General features: G+C 56.8%; 14 protein-coding genes. 3 read left to right on the top strand and 11 right to left on the bottom strand.

Annotated features, from left to right (window positions below):
* Positions 1-2 precede the first annotated feature (2 nt).
* Positions 3-1,007 (bottom strand): SDR family oxidoreductase, encoded by a 1,005-nt coding sequence (locus AC0LWT_RS09110; protein WP_474680919.1) that lies wholly within the window; start codon positions 1,005-1,007, stop codon positions 3-5.
* Positions 1,008-1,232: 225 nt separating this feature from the next.
* Between AC0LWT_RS09110 and AC0LWT_RS09105 the strand changes: the two genes are divergently transcribed.
* Positions 1,233-1,952 carry a CTP synthase C-terminal region-related (seleno)protein gene (locus tag AC0LWT_RS09105; RefSeq protein ID WP_474680918.1) on the top strand — a complete coding sequence of 240 codons (720 nt, stop codon included), beginning with the start codon at positions 1,233-1,235 and terminating at the stop codon, positions 1,950-1,952.
* A 522-nt stretch (positions 1,953-2,474) separates the two neighbouring features.
* Here AC0LWT_RS09105 and ald read toward each other — a convergent pair.
* Entirely contained in the window at positions 2,475-3,602 is a 1,128-nt protein-coding gene (gene ald / locus AC0LWT_RS09100) for an alanine dehydrogenase (protein ID WP_474680917.1), read from the bottom strand.
* 181 nt (positions 3,603-3,783) lie between these two features.
* On the opposite strand from ald, the gene AC0LWT_RS09095 reads away from it, so the two are divergent.
* Entirely contained in the window at positions 3,784-5,397 is a 1,614-nt protein-coding gene (locus AC0LWT_RS09095) for a PucR family transcriptional regulator (RefSeq protein ID WP_474680916.1), read from the top strand.
* Here the strand turns inward: AC0LWT_RS09095 and AC0LWT_RS09090 are convergent.
* Positions 5,394-5,612, bottom strand: coding sequence for a hypothetical protein (locus tag AC0LWT_RS09090; RefSeq protein ID WP_474680915.1), 219 nt, complete (start codon positions 5,610-5,612; stop codon positions 5,394-5,396). The two genes, AC0LWT_RS09095 and AC0LWT_RS09090, sit on opposite strands and share 4 nt — an antisense overlap.
* On the opposite strand from AC0LWT_RS09090, the gene AC0LWT_RS09085 reads away from it, so the two are divergent.
* Positions 5,611-5,967, top strand: a complete 357-nt coding sequence (locus AC0LWT_RS09085; protein ID WP_474680914.1) for a hypothetical protein — start codon at positions 5,611-5,613, stop codon at positions 5,965-5,967. The two genes, AC0LWT_RS09090 and AC0LWT_RS09085, sit on opposite strands and share 2 nt — an antisense overlap.
* 12 nt (positions 5,968-5,979) lie before the next feature.
* On the opposite strand, the gene AC0LWT_RS09080 is transcribed toward AC0LWT_RS09085, so the two are convergent.
* The 8 genes from AC0LWT_RS09080 to AC0LWT_RS09045 all read right to left on the bottom strand — a co-directional run bounded on the left by AC0LWT_RS09080 (position 5,980) and on the right by AC0LWT_RS09045 (position 15,414).
* A complete protein-coding gene (locus AC0LWT_RS09080) occupies positions 5,980-6,210 on the bottom strand; it encodes a hypothetical protein (RefSeq protein WP_474680913.1) in 231 nt (76 codons plus the stop codon).
* A 379-nt stretch (positions 6,211-6,589) separates the two neighbouring features.
* The gene (gene hydA, locus AC0LWT_RS09075; RefSeq protein WP_474680912.1) at positions 6,590-8,017 is read right to left on the bottom strand and encodes a dihydropyrimidinase; all 1,428 of its coding nucleotides are present in this window, start codon (positions 8,015-8,017) and stop codon (positions 6,590-6,592) included.
* 3 nt (positions 8,018-8,020) lie between these two features.
* A complete protein-coding gene (preA, locus tag AC0LWT_RS09070; protein ID WP_474680911.1) occupies positions 8,021-9,316 on the bottom strand; it encodes an NAD-dependent dihydropyrimidine dehydrogenase subunit PreA in 1,296 nt (431 codons plus the stop codon).
* 67 nt (positions 9,317-9,383) lie between these two features.
* A complete protein-coding gene (locus AC0LWT_RS09065) occupies positions 9,384-10,748 on the bottom strand; it encodes an NAD(P)-dependent oxidoreductase (protein WP_474680910.1) in 1,365 nt (454 codons plus the stop codon).
* A 16-nt stretch (positions 10,749-10,764) separates the two neighbouring features.
* Positions 10,765-11,646: a nitrilase-related carbon-nitrogen hydrolase gene (locus tag AC0LWT_RS09060; RefSeq protein ID WP_474680909.1), complete on the bottom strand. Its 882-nt coding sequence runs from the start codon at positions 11,644-11,646 to the stop codon at positions 10,765-10,767.
* Between the two features lie 2 nt (positions 11,647-11,648).
* Positions 11,649-12,914, bottom strand: a complete 1,266-nt coding sequence (locus tag AC0LWT_RS09055; RefSeq protein ID WP_474680908.1) for a M20 family metallo-hydrolase — start codon at positions 12,912-12,914, stop codon at positions 11,649-11,651.
* Positions 12,915-12,920: 6 nt separating this feature from the next.
* Positions 12,921-14,294 (bottom strand): aspartate aminotransferase family protein, encoded by a 1,374-nt coding sequence (locus AC0LWT_RS09050; RefSeq protein WP_474680907.1) that lies wholly within the window; start codon positions 14,292-14,294, stop codon positions 12,921-12,923.
* Positions 14,295-14,325: 31 nt separating this feature from the next.
* A complete protein-coding gene (locus AC0LWT_RS09045; protein ID WP_474680906.1) occupies positions 14,326-15,414 on the bottom strand; it encodes an ABC transporter substrate-binding protein in 1,089 nt (362 codons plus the stop codon).
* Between the last annotated feature and the right edge of the window lie 12 nt (positions 15,415-15,426).

Raw genomic sequence — 15,426 nt, 5'->3', positions numbered from 1 at the left:
CGTTATGAGCGTATGCCCGTTTCAAAAGCTTGAATCATGACGTCCATCCACATATTCCAGGCGTCATCCACCATACAGCGGTGCGGGTCCGCTTCGAACCAGCGGATCGTGCGCTGAATCCCTTCGGCAAACGGGACAGTCGCCGCATACTCCGGCACGTACCGTTTGATTTTGCTGTTGTCGAATACGCTGCTGACCGCTTTGTCGCCATACAGCCCACCGGCCAGCTCCGGGGAACGCGCGCACAGAAAATCGGATGAAATATGTATAAGTTCGGGCTCCACGCCTGCCGCCCGGCCAATCAAGCCGTAGATCTGATTCCAGGACAGAACCTCATCGGAAGTAATGTGAAACGCCTCCCCGATAGCCGCTTCATTGCCCAGCAAACCGACCAGACCTTTGGCAAAATCGCTGTTATGCGTCATCGTCCACAGGGATGAGCCGTCTCCGTGCACGATGATTTTTTTGCCGCTGCGCATGCGGTCTATGAGCGACCACGGATGCTGCCGGCTGTTCAGCGCCGACGGAATCATCGTATTGCCGTACGTATGGGACGGCCGCACGATGGTCACAGGGAACCCGTTCCGCCCGTACGCTTCCATGAGCAGCGTTTCGCAGGCGATTTTGTCGCGCGAATATTGCCAGAACGGATTGTCCAGCGGCGTTTGCTCCGTGACGAGATAGTGCTGGAGCGGTTTTTGGTACGCGGAGGCGGAGCTGATGAAAATGTACTGCTTGGTCTTTCCTTGAAACAGCTCGATATCCGTTTGCACATGGTCGGGGGTAAAGGCGATCCAATCCACGACAACGTCAAAATCGTAGGGCTGCAAAGTCAGCGAAGCGGCCGCGGCATCGCGAATGTCGCCTGTAATGACGTGCGCTCCTTCGGGAACAAAGCTGCTGCGCCCTCCCCGATTGAATAAATACAGCTCATGCCCCTTCTCCACAGCTAACTTGGAGACAGCTTCACTAATGAGTCCGGTACCGCCGATGAACAATATTTTCACACCTATTTCCCTCCCAAAATTTCTAGTTCATTCCTAAATATGCAGTACCCTCAATGATACTAGATTAAGCCTCTGCCGACAATGCGGTATTCATCGGACAAGCCTGGAGAAACCGGGGAAACTTGACGTTCCTCATCGATTACTTTCAGAAATTCAACTATTGATTTTAAAGATATGCAGCTTTTATAATTAATTTTTAAGTGAAATTGGAGAGGATGTGTAAGCGTGTATCAAATCGGATTAATTGGCGATTACGATGCGGAAGTCACGGCACATGCAGCTATACCTCAAGCGATCCAATTGGCGGCAAATGATCTGGGTGTCTCCATCCATTTTGAATGGGTTCCCACCCCTTCGCTGGATCAGGATTGCGAGCGGAAGCTTGCCAAGTATCATGCGCTTTGGGTAGTTCCTGCCAGCCCTTACCGCAGCATGCAAGGCGCCCTCAATGGCATCCGGTTTGCCCGCGAGCGCCGGATTCCCTTTTTAGGCACGTGCGGCGGTTTTCAGCATATGATAATTGAGTTTGCCAGAAATGTCCTGGGACTTGCTGAAGCCGATCACGCCGAGGAGAATCCTTCCGCTTCTTTGATACTGGTTGCTCCTCTCACATGCTCGGTCAGTGAAAAGATACATACGTTTAAGCTGAGCCCCGGTTCAAAAGCGGCAAATATTTATGGAACCCATGAGATTGTTGAACAGTATGGGATTTGCAATTACGGCTTGAACCCCGAATTTGGCCCTATGTTAGAAAAAGCGGGCTTGCGCATTGCCGGAACAGATCTTGATGGTGAAGTTCGCATCATGGAGCTCGATCAGCATCCTTTCTTTATGGGGACGTTATTTCAACCTGAGCGTTCGGCTTTGAAACATGTCAGTCATCCATTGATCGCAGCCTTTCTTCGCAAAGCCATCCAAACAGGTGGAGCTAGAGGGGACGCTTAATTAGGGCGCACCGGGTGCTGGGAGCTGTGCCCGATGGGTTGTACGGCGGCGGTCCAGCGCACCGCGCGGCTGGGAACTGCGCTCGTTACGGCGTCGCTACCCGAGCCGGCTAGGCGCGTGTTGGGCAGGAACGGTTGCATTTCGGCGAAGTGGCATGAGGCGCTTGGCAGGCCGGGCCGACGGGAAAACCTGCGAAAGTGCAGGAATTTTCTATGAAAATAGCTCGTTTTGGCGAAAAGCCTGCGAAAGTACAGGAATTTTTGACAAAATGGAATGTTGAGCCCCTGTGCCGAGGAAAAGCCTGCACAATTGCAGGAATTTCGCGAAGCATGCGCATAAAGGAGCAAAAAACTGCACTTTTGCAGACTTTCTTCGCGCAGTCGGGTAGATTGGACGACTTTCGCACCGCGCACAGCTCCCAGCGCGCGGTGTCGCGCTGCATGACGGCGGCCGGTCGTCAAAACAAAACGGCAGCTGAACCCTTCGGGTTCGGACTGCCGTTTTGTTTTGGCCGCTGCGCAATCACGCGGAAGCTGCGCGCAATAGCGAGCCTGGCTCCATGTAGGCCAGGTGGTGCGCCTCGGCGACCGCTTCGTGCGTAATGCAGCCGCCGATTACATTGATTCCTTTGCGCAGAGGGGGGCTGCCCAAAGCCGCTTCATAGATACCCTTGTTCGCGATTTCCAGCGCGTACGGAAGCGTGGCGTTCGTCAACGCAAGGGTTGACGTGCGGGGAACCGAGCCCGGCATATTGGCGACCGCATAGTGCAGGACGCCGTGTTTTTCGAACACGGGTTCGTCATGCGTCGTGAGGCGGTCGATCGTTTCGAAAATGCCGCCCTGGTCAATCGCGACATCGACGATGACGGAGCCGCCGTCCATGGCGTGTACCGCGGATTCGCCGACCAGCTTGGGGGCTTTGGCTCCGGGGATGAGCACAGCTCCGACGGCCAGGTCCGACTCGGCCACGGCTGCCGCTACGGCCGAAGCGCTGGACATGATCGTATGCACGCGATGGCCGAACAGCTCATCCAGTTGGCGCAGCCGGTTCAAGTCGGTATCGAAAATCGTTACGTCCGCCCCCAGCCCCAGCGCAATGTGCGCTGCGCTTGTGCCGACGACGCCTCCTCCGACGATCGTCACTTTCCCGCGCCTGACGCCGGGTACGCCGCCGAGCAAAATTCCTTTTCCGCCGCGCGATTTCTCCAAAAACTGTGCGCCGATCTGCACGGACATGCGGCCGGCGATCTCGCTCATCGGCGTGAGCAGCGGAAGCTGCCCGCCTGCAAGCTGTACAGTTTCGTAAGCTACAGCCGTCACTTTTTGCTCGGCCAGCGCATAAGTCAGCTTAGGTTCGGCCGCCAGATGCAAATACGTGAAAAGGAGCAGATCGTCGCGAAAAAACCGGAATTCTTCGGCAAGCGGCTCCTTGACTTTCATGACCATCGGTTTGGACCACGCCTCCTCGGCGGTCGCCACGATAACGGCGCCTGCGGCGGCATACTGCTCGTCGGCGAATCCGGAACCAATCCCCGCGCAGGATTCTACAAATACTTGATGCCCATGCCGCTTAAGCTCATGTACGCCTGTCGGCGTCATCGCCACGCGGTTTTCATTGCGTTTGATTTCTTTAGGGATTCCGATTTCCATACATGCTCCCCTCCTCGCTCAAAAATAAGTACGACAAATTCCCCTCTTTTGCCATAGCACAAAGATCCCTGATAGGGGCGAAAGAAATGTATACCACTTCCATTGGACACATTGTATAATGAGAAAAACTGTTTTTCATTCATTTTGTGTTAGTTTACCTGACATAAAGGCGGTGTGTTTCATGGTACAGACATGGCTTCAACTTACTGTGCGAGACATTCTTCAACGCCCTTTGTTCCGCAAAGCGGAAGCTATCGCCGACGAAGAAGCGCTCAGCCGCACAGTCCGCTGGGTCCATATTATGGAGGTCACCCATGTCGGGCATCTGCTTAACGGCAGCGAGCTCATTTTATCGACAGGCATCGCATGGCACGACGATGAGGATTTAAGCGTCTCCTTCCTGCAGCAGCTTATTGATTGCGGCGCCTCCGGTCTGTGCATCGAGCTGGGCACGTATACCAGACAGCCGCTGGAGAAAATGAAAGAGCTTGCGAGGCGCGAGCACTTTCCCCTCATTTTTTTCCACGAAGAAGTCCGCTATATCGATATTACTCAGGATTTACACGCATATTTCATCAATCAGCATCACCGTATGGTATCCGAGCTGGAATCTTTATCCACGGAGCTCAATCAGCTGCTGCTTTCCGGCAAAGGCTTGAAGCCGCTGCTGAAGCTGCTGCATCAGACGACGGGGGCGCAGGTTGCCTTTTTCCCGCTTGGCGCGGAAGCGCACTTCATGCCGTTCATGCCGAAGCCCAAAGCGGATGCTTTTTACCAAAAATGGATCTACGGCGAAATGTTCGACGCCCCCGAAATCAAAAGCAGGCTGGCGCATCGCCCGATCCTCGCCCTCGATCATCTGTTTGCGGATTTGCTGCTTTATTCCGAACAGGAGCTCAGCGAGTTCCACGTTCTGGCGCTGGACCGTTGTGCCACGGCGGTCGCCCAGGAGATGATGCGCACGAAGTATATCGAAGAAAAAAGGCGCTACAAAGAGGATCTGTGGGTCATCGAATGGCTTGGCGGCAAGCACTCGCTGCCGAATATTCGCGAGACGATCGGCTCGATCAAACCGACCGCAAAGCTGAGCCGGCTAGCCGTATGCGTGTTCGACATCCAGGCGGATATCGCCGTTTTTAAAGACTGGGAATCTTTGCTCATCCAGAAAAATATGGTCGCCCGCGCGATTTTCGAAGCGGAAGGCATGTATTTGCTGCCGGCTCAACTTCAGGAGCAGATCGTTTTCGTCCTGCTGGATCAGCTGCAGGCTCCCGGCTTCAAGGAGCGAATGCTGAGAGCGATCCGCAGGCTGCAAAAAACCGAAGCCCGGCAGGAGCTTGCGCTGTTCTCCTCGCTTCTGGGCATCGGCAAGGTGACGACCGATTTCACCCTCGCGAAAGAGAGCTACGAAACGGCTCAGGAAACGATCCTGATCCAAAAAGACGCCGGAGCGCTGGAGGAGCCGTTCTATGACGACCTGCACGTGCACAAAATCGTGTACATGATGAAAAAGTCAGGGATGCTGCACAGCTTCATCGCAGCGTACATCGGGCCCGTCATCAGCTTTGATCAGGAAAAAAACGGCCAATTGCTGAAAACGCTCAAGATGTATTTGGCTTTGTGCGGCTCCAAGCAGGAAACGGCCAAAGAGCTGTTTGTCGCCAGGCAGACGCTCTACCACCGGCTGGACAAAATCGCGCAGCTGCTCGGCGGCGATTTCATGCAGCCGCAGAAGCGAGTCTCCATTGAGCTCGCCCTGCATGCCTATGAATACGTTCACGGCGCGATACGTTAGGAAAGCGTGCTGCGCCGCTGCCGGATCAGTACGCCGCCGAAATATTTGCGGGCCTCGGCCGTTTGCAAATGCAGCGTCGCCTGCTCGCCGCCGGGATGCTCCAGATCGAGCCAGGAACCGCTCAAATCTTCCTTGACGGCGACGATTTTAAATTGACGGGCGACAAACCCGTCAAGTTTTTGTTTTTCAAGCATGGCTAGCTCAAAATCGGACATGGGAAAAACCTCCTTAGAGTTTTGCGAAGCAAAACCGGCTTCGAAAGCGGCACAGCAGCTTGTCAAACCTGCAATGGTGAAGAAATTCCCTGCCAGTGATGAGCCGATGCAGGAATTATTCGAAGTGCGTGTATTACAGCGCAATAAAACTGTATGTTTGCAGACTGTCGAGAAATCCGCTCGTAAGAGCTGGGGCGACTCCAATAACATCGCGTGTAAAAAACCGAAAAAGCCAGACTGTCGAGAAAAACCGCTCACAAGAGCTAGTTTATCTGCTTGGCAACGCGCAGAAAGCCTGCAAAAATGCATCCTTTTGCTTCTTGATGGTCTGGTTTCGAAAAAGTCGGGCTGTTGAGAACCCTACGTGCTAGAGCCAGTCGCATAATCTGCTTGTTTGCGCGAGGAAAGCCTGCAAAAGTACAGTTTTTGCTCGGTTGATACGCTGGCCACGAAAAATTCCTGCAATGGTGCAGGTTTTTTGCCGCGAACAGGGGCTCAGGTTCATTTTCATCAAAAATTCCTGCACAATCGCAAGCTTTTCGCCAAAATGAACCATTTTTACGGAAAAAGCCTGCACTTTCGCAGGTTTTTCCGCCAAGCCGCCTTGTCTTCCCCTACTTCAATTCCGCGCCCCATACAGGAGAGAAATGAATTACGGAAGAACGGCGGTGCCCCTGCCCCTCTGATTCCTCTAAACCGTCACTTTATCAACAATCTGATTTTTGCTGGTTGTCTACGCGTTTATAGAGATTCGCCTATCCAATATACGTTTTCTCAACAGCCTGATTTTTGCAGGCTTTCTGCGCGTAGGCAAGGGGGCAGCGGCTTCAGTGAAGGCTTTTTCGATGGAACCAGCACGTTTGGCGGAAAAGCCTGCAATGGTACAGGAACTCCCCGCCGGCGATGGGCCGGAGGCCTGATCTGGCAGGAAAGTCTGCACATTCTGCGGCTTCCGTCCTTCCGTCCTCCCGCCTCGCTTACAGTTGAACGGGCTCTTTGGCCGGCGTCCCCTTCTCCGTATACGGCGTATAGTAAGCGGCGCGCTTCACGAATTGTCCTGCGCCCGGGGTGCCGGCGAACTGCTTGTTCTTGACAACGAACTCGCCCCTGGACAGCACAGATACCGGCTCCCCCGTCACCGTCATGCCTTCGAACGGATTGTAGTCGACGTTCATATGATGCGTCTCGGCCGAAATCGTCCGCTGCACGTTCGGATCGAACAGCACGATATCTGCGTCCGCGCCTACGGCGATAGTGCCTTTTTTCGGGAAAAGCCCGAACAGCTTGGCGCTGCGGGTCGACACGATATCGACGAACTGATGGATCGTGATCCGGCCTTTTGCCACACCTTCCGAATACAGCAGCGTGAACCGGTCTTCGATGATCGGGCCGCCGTTCGGGATTTTGCTGAAATCGCCGATGCCCAAATCTTTTTGTCCGTTGAAGTTGAACGAGCAGTGGTCGGAACCGAGCGTTTGCAGCTGCCCGTTTTTCAGCGCATTCCACAGCACTTCCTGATGAAATTTCTCGCGGAGCGGCGGCGACCAGACGTATTTCGCCCCTTCAAAATCGGGCTTTTCGAGAGCGGACCGGTCCAAAACCAAATACTGCGGACACGTCTCTCCCCATACGGCCAGCCCCTGGTTGCGGGCTTCCGCGATTTGCCGGACGGCTTCCTCGCAGGTAACGTGCACGACGTACAGCTGGGAATCGGCTAGCGCGGTCAGCTTGGCCGCCCGGCCCGTAGCCTCTCCCTCGATCGCCGAAGGCCGGGTCAAAGCGTGATAGATCGGCTCCGTCTGCCCGGCGTCCAGCGCCTTTTTGACCAAATATTCGATGACGTCGCCGTTTTCCGCGTGAACCATCACAAGCGCCCCGTGCTCCTTGGCTTCCAGCAGCGTGCGGAACAAGGTGCCGTCGTCGGCCTGAAACACGTTTTTGTAGGCCATGAACACTTTCAGCGATGTAATCCCTTCGTCGTGGATCATCGCCGGAAGCTCCTCCAGCACGGCATCGCTCATTTCGGCGATCATCAGATGAAAACCGTAGTCAATGACGGCTTTGCCCTGCACCTTTTGATGCCACGATTGCACGGAGTGCCGCAGCGGAACTCCTTTGTTCGTCAGACAAAAATCAATAATCGTCGTCGTACCGCCAAACGCAGCCGCCTTTGTACCTGTCTCCCAATCGTCCGCCGTAACCGTGCCGCCAAAAGGCATATCCAGATGCGTATGGGGGTCGACCCCGCCGGGAAACACATAGAGCCCTGCCGCATCGATGACCTCAGCTCCTTCCGCTTCCAATCCGATTCCCACTTTCACAATAACGCCGTTATCGATGTAGACGTCCGCCTGATAGCTGTCTGTGGCGGTGACGATCGTGCCGTTCTTAATGAGTTTGGCCATCGGCTACACAGCCTCCTTGGTCGTATTCTCTTTGTCGGTTCGCATGCCGGCTATCGCTTCCTGTCTTTCGTTCCACGTCATGGGCGCGAGCCCGGAAGGAACTTCCACCATGGTAATCGCCCCGTCTACAGGGCACACGATCGAGCACAAATTGCAGCCTACGCAGTCTTCCTCCCGGACTTGCAGGATCGGCGCACCGCTTGCATCCGTGACGCGTTCGATGCACTGGTGCGAAGTATCTTCGCAGGCGATATGGCACTTGTTGCAGTTGATACACGTCTCCGCATCGATCCGGGCGACGACTTGGTAGTTCAAGTCAAGGTTGCCCCAATCCGAATAGCGGGTTACGGTTTTGCCGACGAGCTCGGTGACGCTGGCAAGCCCTTTGCCGTCGAGGTAATTGTTCAGGCCGTCGATCATATCCTCGACGATCCGGAAGCCGTGATGCATCGCAGCGGTGCATACCTGCACGCCCGTCGCTCCCATAAGCAAAAACTCGACCGCATCCTGCCAGTTGGAAATGCCGCCGATTCCCGAGATCGGCACGCCGATAGCGGCGCCCATGGCACATTCCGCGACCATGTTCAGCGCAATCGGCTTGACGGCCGGGCCGCAGTAGCCGCCATGGGCGCCTTTGCCTCCGACGTGGGGAATCGTATTCCACGTATCCAGATCGACGCCGGCGAGCGAGTTGATCGTGTTGATCAGCGAGATCGCGTCGGCGCCTCCACGCACGGCCGCTTTGGCCGTCGCCGTAATGTCCGTAATGTTCGGCGTCAGCTTGACGATGACCGGCGTTTGCGCCGCTTCTTTGGCCCACATCGTCTGTGCTTCGACCAGATCCGGCTGCTGCCCGGAAGCGGCCCCCATTCCGCGCTCCGCCATCCCGTGCGGACAGCCAAAGTTCAGTTCGAGCCCGTCAACGCCGACGGCTTCCACTTTTTTGACAATTTCATGCCATTTCTCGCGCTTCGGCTCCACCATCAGGGAAGCGACTACGGCATGGTTCGGGAACCGCTTTTTCGTCTCGTAAATTTCTTTCAGATTGACCTCCAGCGGCCGGTCGGTGATCAGTTCGATATTGTTGAAGCCCGCTACCCGCATGCCGTTAAAATGCACCGCCGCAAAGCGCGAAGAAGTGTTGATGATCGGGTCCCCCAGCGTCTTCCATACCGCCCCGCCCCATCCGGCTTCAAAAGCGCGCTGCACCTGGTAGCCCGTGTTCGTCGGCGGCGCGGAGGCCAGCCAAAAAGGATTCGGGGATGAAATGCCTGCCAAATTAATACGTAAATCAGCCATTAGAGATCCCTCCTGTTCCGATTGATAAAATGAATAAGCCTGGCGCCCAAACAGCGAACCAGCGCTCTTACGCCGTTTCGTGGCGAAGCTTGATCAGCTTGTTGTAAATGGCAAAGGCGGCCTGCTTGCCTTGCTGTGCAGCGCTCACGACCATCGCTTCCCCTTGCCCGTCGCCGAACGTCACATCTCCGGCGGCAAAAATGCGCGGATCGGACGTTTCGCCCGTCTGCGGATTCACCTTAACCGTACCGCGGTAATGCTCCAGGCCGAACTCCTCGATAAGCGAGACATGCTTCGTCTGTCCGATCGCTTTGATGACGGCATCGGCTTCGATCACAAAGTCGGAGCCTTCCACCGGAACCGGGCGTTTGCGCCCTGTGCCGCCCTCGGTTTCCTCCAGCCGCATACGGACGCATTCGATGCCGGTCACTTCTCCGCGTTCGTTGCCGATGATCCGTTTCGGAGCGGTCAGCCATTGGAAACGGACGCCGTCCTGCTTGGCGAATTCGAACTCGAAGTCGTAAGCGGTCATCTCTTCCTGCGTGCGCCTGTATACAATCTGCACCTGTTCCGCACCCATGCGCACGGAACACGTTGCGGCATCGATGGCCGTATTTCCGGCGCCGATGACGGCTACGCGCTTGCCGGCCATGCGGCCGTCGATGTCCGTCTTCGTCGATTCGACGAACTCGATGGCGTCATGCACGCCTGCGAGCCGCTCGCCTTCGATGCCGAGCATCGGAACTTTCGACATGCCTGCGGCCAGCACGACCGCGTCATAGTCCCGCAGCAGCTCCTCGGGGCGAATATCCCGGCCGACGACCGTATTCATGCGGAATTCGACGCCGAGCTTCCGCACCTGTTCCACTTCCCACAGCGCCACATCCTGCGGCAGCCGGAACGATACGATGCCGTACGTATTCAGGCCGCCCGCCTGCGGCTTGGCGTCGAACACCGTAACGGCAAAACCGAACCGCGCCAGCTCGCGCGCCGCAGACAATCCCGCCGGCCCGGCGCCGATCACGGCAACGGCTTTGCCGTTCGGCAGACCCGGCTGGAACAGGTTCTGCTCGTTACGCATCGCCCAATCGGTCGCATACCGCTGAAGATCGCCGATCAGGATCGGCTTGGACGAGCGGTTCAGCACGCATGCGCCTTCGCACAGCTCTTCAGTCGGGCAGACGCGCGAGCAGCTCGCTCCGACCGGGTTGGCCTCCATAATCGTGCGCGCCGAGCCTTTCATATTGCCGGAGGCGATCTTTTTAATGAAGGACGGAATATCGATGCCCGTAGGACAGGCGTTCACGCACGGGGCGTCATAGCAGTACAGGCAGCGGTTGGATTCCTCGATCGCTTCCTTCGGCCGCATGCCGGCCTTCACTTCGGCGAAATTTCGTTTCAACTGTTCGATGGAAATAAATGTGCTGCTCATAGATAGCCTCCTCCCGTTACAAGCTGACGATTTGATCGTAAGTTTCCGGCCTGCGGTCGCGGTAAAACTGCCACACATTGCGCACTTCGCGGATCAGCTCTTTGTTCATCTCGCCGATGACAACCTCGTCGCTGTCTCTGCTGCCGATGGCGACAATCGTGCCCCGCGGGTCGACCAAATACGATTGGCCGTAAAATTCGCCCATGTTCCACGGGGCTTCCACGCCGACGCGGTTGATGGCGGCCACGTAATAGCCGTTGGCGACGGCATGGGCCGGCTGTTCCAGCTTCCATAAATATTCCGACGTTCCGGCGACGGTAGCCGACGGATTAAACACGATTTCCGCGCCGTTCAGCCCAAGTGCCCGGGCTCCTTCCGGAAAATGCCTGTCATAGCAAATGTATACGCCGACCTTGGCATAAGCCGTATCGAAAACGGGATAGCCCAGGTTGCCCGGCTTAAAGTAATATTTTTCCCAAAAGCCGCAGGAACCGCCGCCGGCGGCAACGTGCGGAATGTGGTGCTTGCGGTATTTGCCCAGGTACGCGCCATCTGCATCGATGACAGCCGCCGTGTTGTAGTAAGTCGCGATCCCTTCTCTTTCATAGATCGGGAGGACGATGACGACGCCGAGCTCCTTGGCCAGCCCCTGAAACAGCTTCGTCGTCGGGCCGTTCGGAATTTCCTCGGCGGCGTCATACCATTTGGTCGTCTGCTCCGAGCAAAAGTACGGCCCGTAAAAGATTTCCTGCAGCGAGACGATTTGCGCGCCCTGCTGCGCCGCATCCCGGATCAGCCGGATATGCTTCTCAATCGCCCAGCTCTTGTGGACTTCAACCGGCTCATCGCCGTGAACGTCATTGGCCGCCTGAATAAGCCCGATTTTCACGATACTCACGTTTATTGCCCTCCTTTGGCGGAACAAATTTGCAGTGCCGCCCGGTACAGCAGTTCCGCGCCCAGCGCGATATCTTCCCCGGCGGCAAACTCCTCGGGGTTATGGCTGATCCCCTGCTTGCAGCGGACGAAAATCATGCCGTAATCGCATACGTGCGACATCGTCAGCGAATCGTGAAACGGCCCGCTCATCAGCTCCGGCGGAGCCAGGCCCATGGCGGCCGCCTCCTGCCGCAGCGTTCGCTTGATCCAGTCGGCGCAGTAGCGCGGCTCGCTGTTCGTATCCTCGCGGATCGTGTAGGTGAGCCCGTGCTCCTGTGCGGCATGTTCGATCACGCTGAGCAGCTCGGATTCCAGCGCGTTGCGGCGCTGCAGGTCGATATCGCGAAGATCGACGGTGAAGGACACCTTCTCCGGGATGATGTTGCGCGAATCCGGAAACACCGTGAGCGAGCCGACCGTGCCGACCGTCGGCGCTCCCGGCTCCCGCTGCGCCAGCTCGTTCAGCGCTATGATCACTTTCGCGCAGCCGACCAGCGCATCCCGGCGCAGCGGCATCGGCACCGATCCCGCGTGCCCGGCGAAGCCGGTCATCTCCACCGTCAGCCACAAGGGACCGGAGATGCCGCTGACGATCCCGATCGGCGCTTCCAGCGCTTCCAGCACAGGGCCCTGCTCGATGTGCAGCTCCAAAAAAGCGCCGATCCGGCCGTCTTGAAACCGGTAATCCGCAAATCCCGCCGGATCGCAGCCGAATTCGGCCAACGCCTGCCTGCGGGTCACGCCGTTTTTATCCGTTCGCTCCAGCTCTCCTTCTTCAAGCCTCCCGGTCATTCCCCGGACGCCGAACAAGCCTTTGTTGAACCGGCAGCCCTCCTCGTCACAAAAAGCAACGACTTCAATCGTGTATGCCGGCACAATGCCTTCCTCCGCCATCGTTTGCACGGCTTCAATAGCGCCAAGCACGCCGATTACGCCGTCATACCGGCCGCCGTAAGGCTGCGAATCGATGTGCGAGCCGAGCATCAGCACGGGAGCCGCCGGATCGCTGCCCTGCTTGACCCCGATCAAATTGGCGAACGGGTCGATCGACGCGCTCATACCCGCTTCTTCCATCCACGATTTGACCAGTTCCACGGCCTCCCGGTCTTCCCGGGACAGCGCCAGCCTGCATACGCCGGTATCGCCGATGCGCCCGATTTGGGCCAGCTCCGCAATACGCCGCTGCAGCCTCGAAGCATTAATACGAAGAGCGGGTGTCGTCTTCATATGGCATCATCCTTTCTCCCGATTGGCATCAAATACGTCAAGCAGCGTGCTTATGATGAATGCAAGATCGTCATCGGTCGTCGTAAACGGCGGGCTTAACGTCAAAATGTTCGCATAACCCGGAACCGTATCGCCGTTTTTTCCGATCAGCAGCCCCTTCTGCTTGCAGCCGTTCAAAATCGCCGCCACCCGTTCGGGCGAAGCCGGCGTCTTCGAGCTTCGATCCTCCACCAGCTCGATGCCGAGCGCGGAGCCGAATGCACGGATCTCCCCGACATTCGGATGGCCGAGCAGCGGTGCGAGGCCGGTCTTCAGCTTGCCGCCGATATAGGCGGAACGGGCGACGAGATTTTCCCGCTCCATAATCTCCAGGTTTTTCAGCGCAACGGCGCAGGACACCGGATTGCCGCCGAACGTATTCACGTGCCGGAAGTGGCTGTCCGCCTGCTTATCCTGAAAAGGAGCGTACAACTCCGCGGCAACCGCCGTCGCCGACAGCGGAGAATACGCGCTTGTCAGCCCTTTGGCCATCGTGACGATATCCGGCTTGACCCCGTAATTGTGATGGCCGAACTTTTCGCCCGATCTGCCGAAGCCGCAAATGACTTCATCGACGATCAGCAGAACGTCGTAGCGGTCGCAAATGCGGCGCACTTCCAGCAAATAGTCATCCGGAGGGACGATCATCCCCCCACCGGTGATGACGGGCTCCAAAATGACGCCCGCCACGGAATCGGGCCCTTCCCACCGGATCGCGTCTTCGTAGGCTTTGGCGCATTCCAGCTTGCAGGAGCCCGGGGTTTGCCCGAACGGGCAGCGGTAGCAGTAAGGCGGCGGAACGTGCTGGAAGCCGACGCCGAGCGGCTCGTACTTCAGCTTGCGCTGCGCTTGGCCCGTCGCCCCGAGCGCCCCCATCGAATTGCCGTGATAGGCGCGGTGCCGGGAAATAAATTTGTGCTTGGTCGGCTTGCCGTTTTGATGATGATATTGTCTGGCGATTTTAAAAGCGACCTCATTCGCGTCCGAACCCGAGTTGGAAAAAAAGATCCGGTATTCCCCGTCCAGCCATTCGTTCAGCTTCGCAGCAAGCTCAATCGCCTGCACATGGGACTGGACTAGCGTGGCGTAGGCGATTTTGGTCATTTGCCCTGCAGCCGCCTCGGCTATTTCCGCTCTCCCGTGCCCGACGTTGACGCACCACAGCCCCGACATGCCGTCCAAATATCGGTTGCCCTCGATGTCCGTAATCCAGCTGCCTTCGCCGGATTCGACAATCATCGGATTGTCGTTATGGGGAGACATGTGGTGCCATACATATTTGCGGTCTTTGTCCAGCAGTTCGTCTTTGACCGCCGCATCCTTCACTTGATTGACGTTCATCTCGTTCTCCCCTCTCTGCCTCTACCTCTGCCTACTTGGCGGCGCCTTCCAGAACCGTTTTGTCGATGGAAGCCGCCAAATCGGCCGGTTTTTTGATCAATCCGTACTTCAATGCGATATCTGCCGTCCGTTTTACGGATTCGTCGACGAACGCACCGACCTGCTCATCCTTGAAACCTTCCGGCTTCACGAGCTTTGCCATCTCTTTGAGCATCGTCACTTGGTGCTGCTTCGTCGTGCTGCCCTGCGTCACGCTTTTCATCACGATGTCGACCGCTTCGTCCTGGTGATCGATCGCGTATTTCCAGCCCTTCAGCGTGGCGCGCACCGCTTTGACGGCGAGATCATGGTTTTTGTCCACCCAATCCTTCTTGGCGATCAGCGTATCCTCCAGCATGGCGACGCCCGCATCGTCAAAGTTGAATACGTTCAGATCGGATTCTTTCACGCCGCTTTCCAGAACGACATAGTACTCGTTATAAATCGTAGCCGTCGCCACGTCGAGCTGATCATTGAAAAATTGGTCCATCGTAAAGCCCTGCTTGACGAGCTGAATATCCTTTTTCGAGTCCAGTCCGTTCTTCTCCATAAAAGCAAGCACCTGGAACTGCTGGCTGCCCATCCATGTGCCGACTTTTTTGCCTTTCATTTTGGCCGGGACATCGATGCCTGCGGCCTTTTTGGCGAGCAGCCGGTAGGAGCTTTTTTGCGTGATTTGCGCCAATGACACGAGCGGCAAGCCGTTATCGCGGTTCACGAGGAGGCTGTCGAAGCTCGATACGCCAAGATCCGCAGCGCCGTTCACGACCTGCTGTTCGATGACGACGTCAGGTCCGCCGGGGATGATCTCCACATCAAGGCCTTCATCTTTGTAAAAGCCTTTCTCTTTGGCTGCGTAAATGCCGGCGAATTGCGCTTGCGGCACCCATTTCAGCTGAATTTTCACTTTTTTCAGCGGTCCGGAGGACGGCGCTTGCGCGGACGGCGACGATCCTGCAGCGGCAGGAGCCGGGGCCGCCGGCGAGGCAGCCGGACCGGAAGCGCAGGCGGACATGATCACAAGCGCGGACGATATGCAGCTTAGCAGGGCAAAGCGGACAGCAGATACTCCCTTCAACATTCAGACCAACCC

It is taken from the genome of Paenibacillus sp. sgz302164 (genome assembly GCF_056120505.1).
The sequence above is the reverse complement of the archived record's forward strand: the minus strand, read 5'-3'. Positions and strand labels throughout refer to the sequence as shown.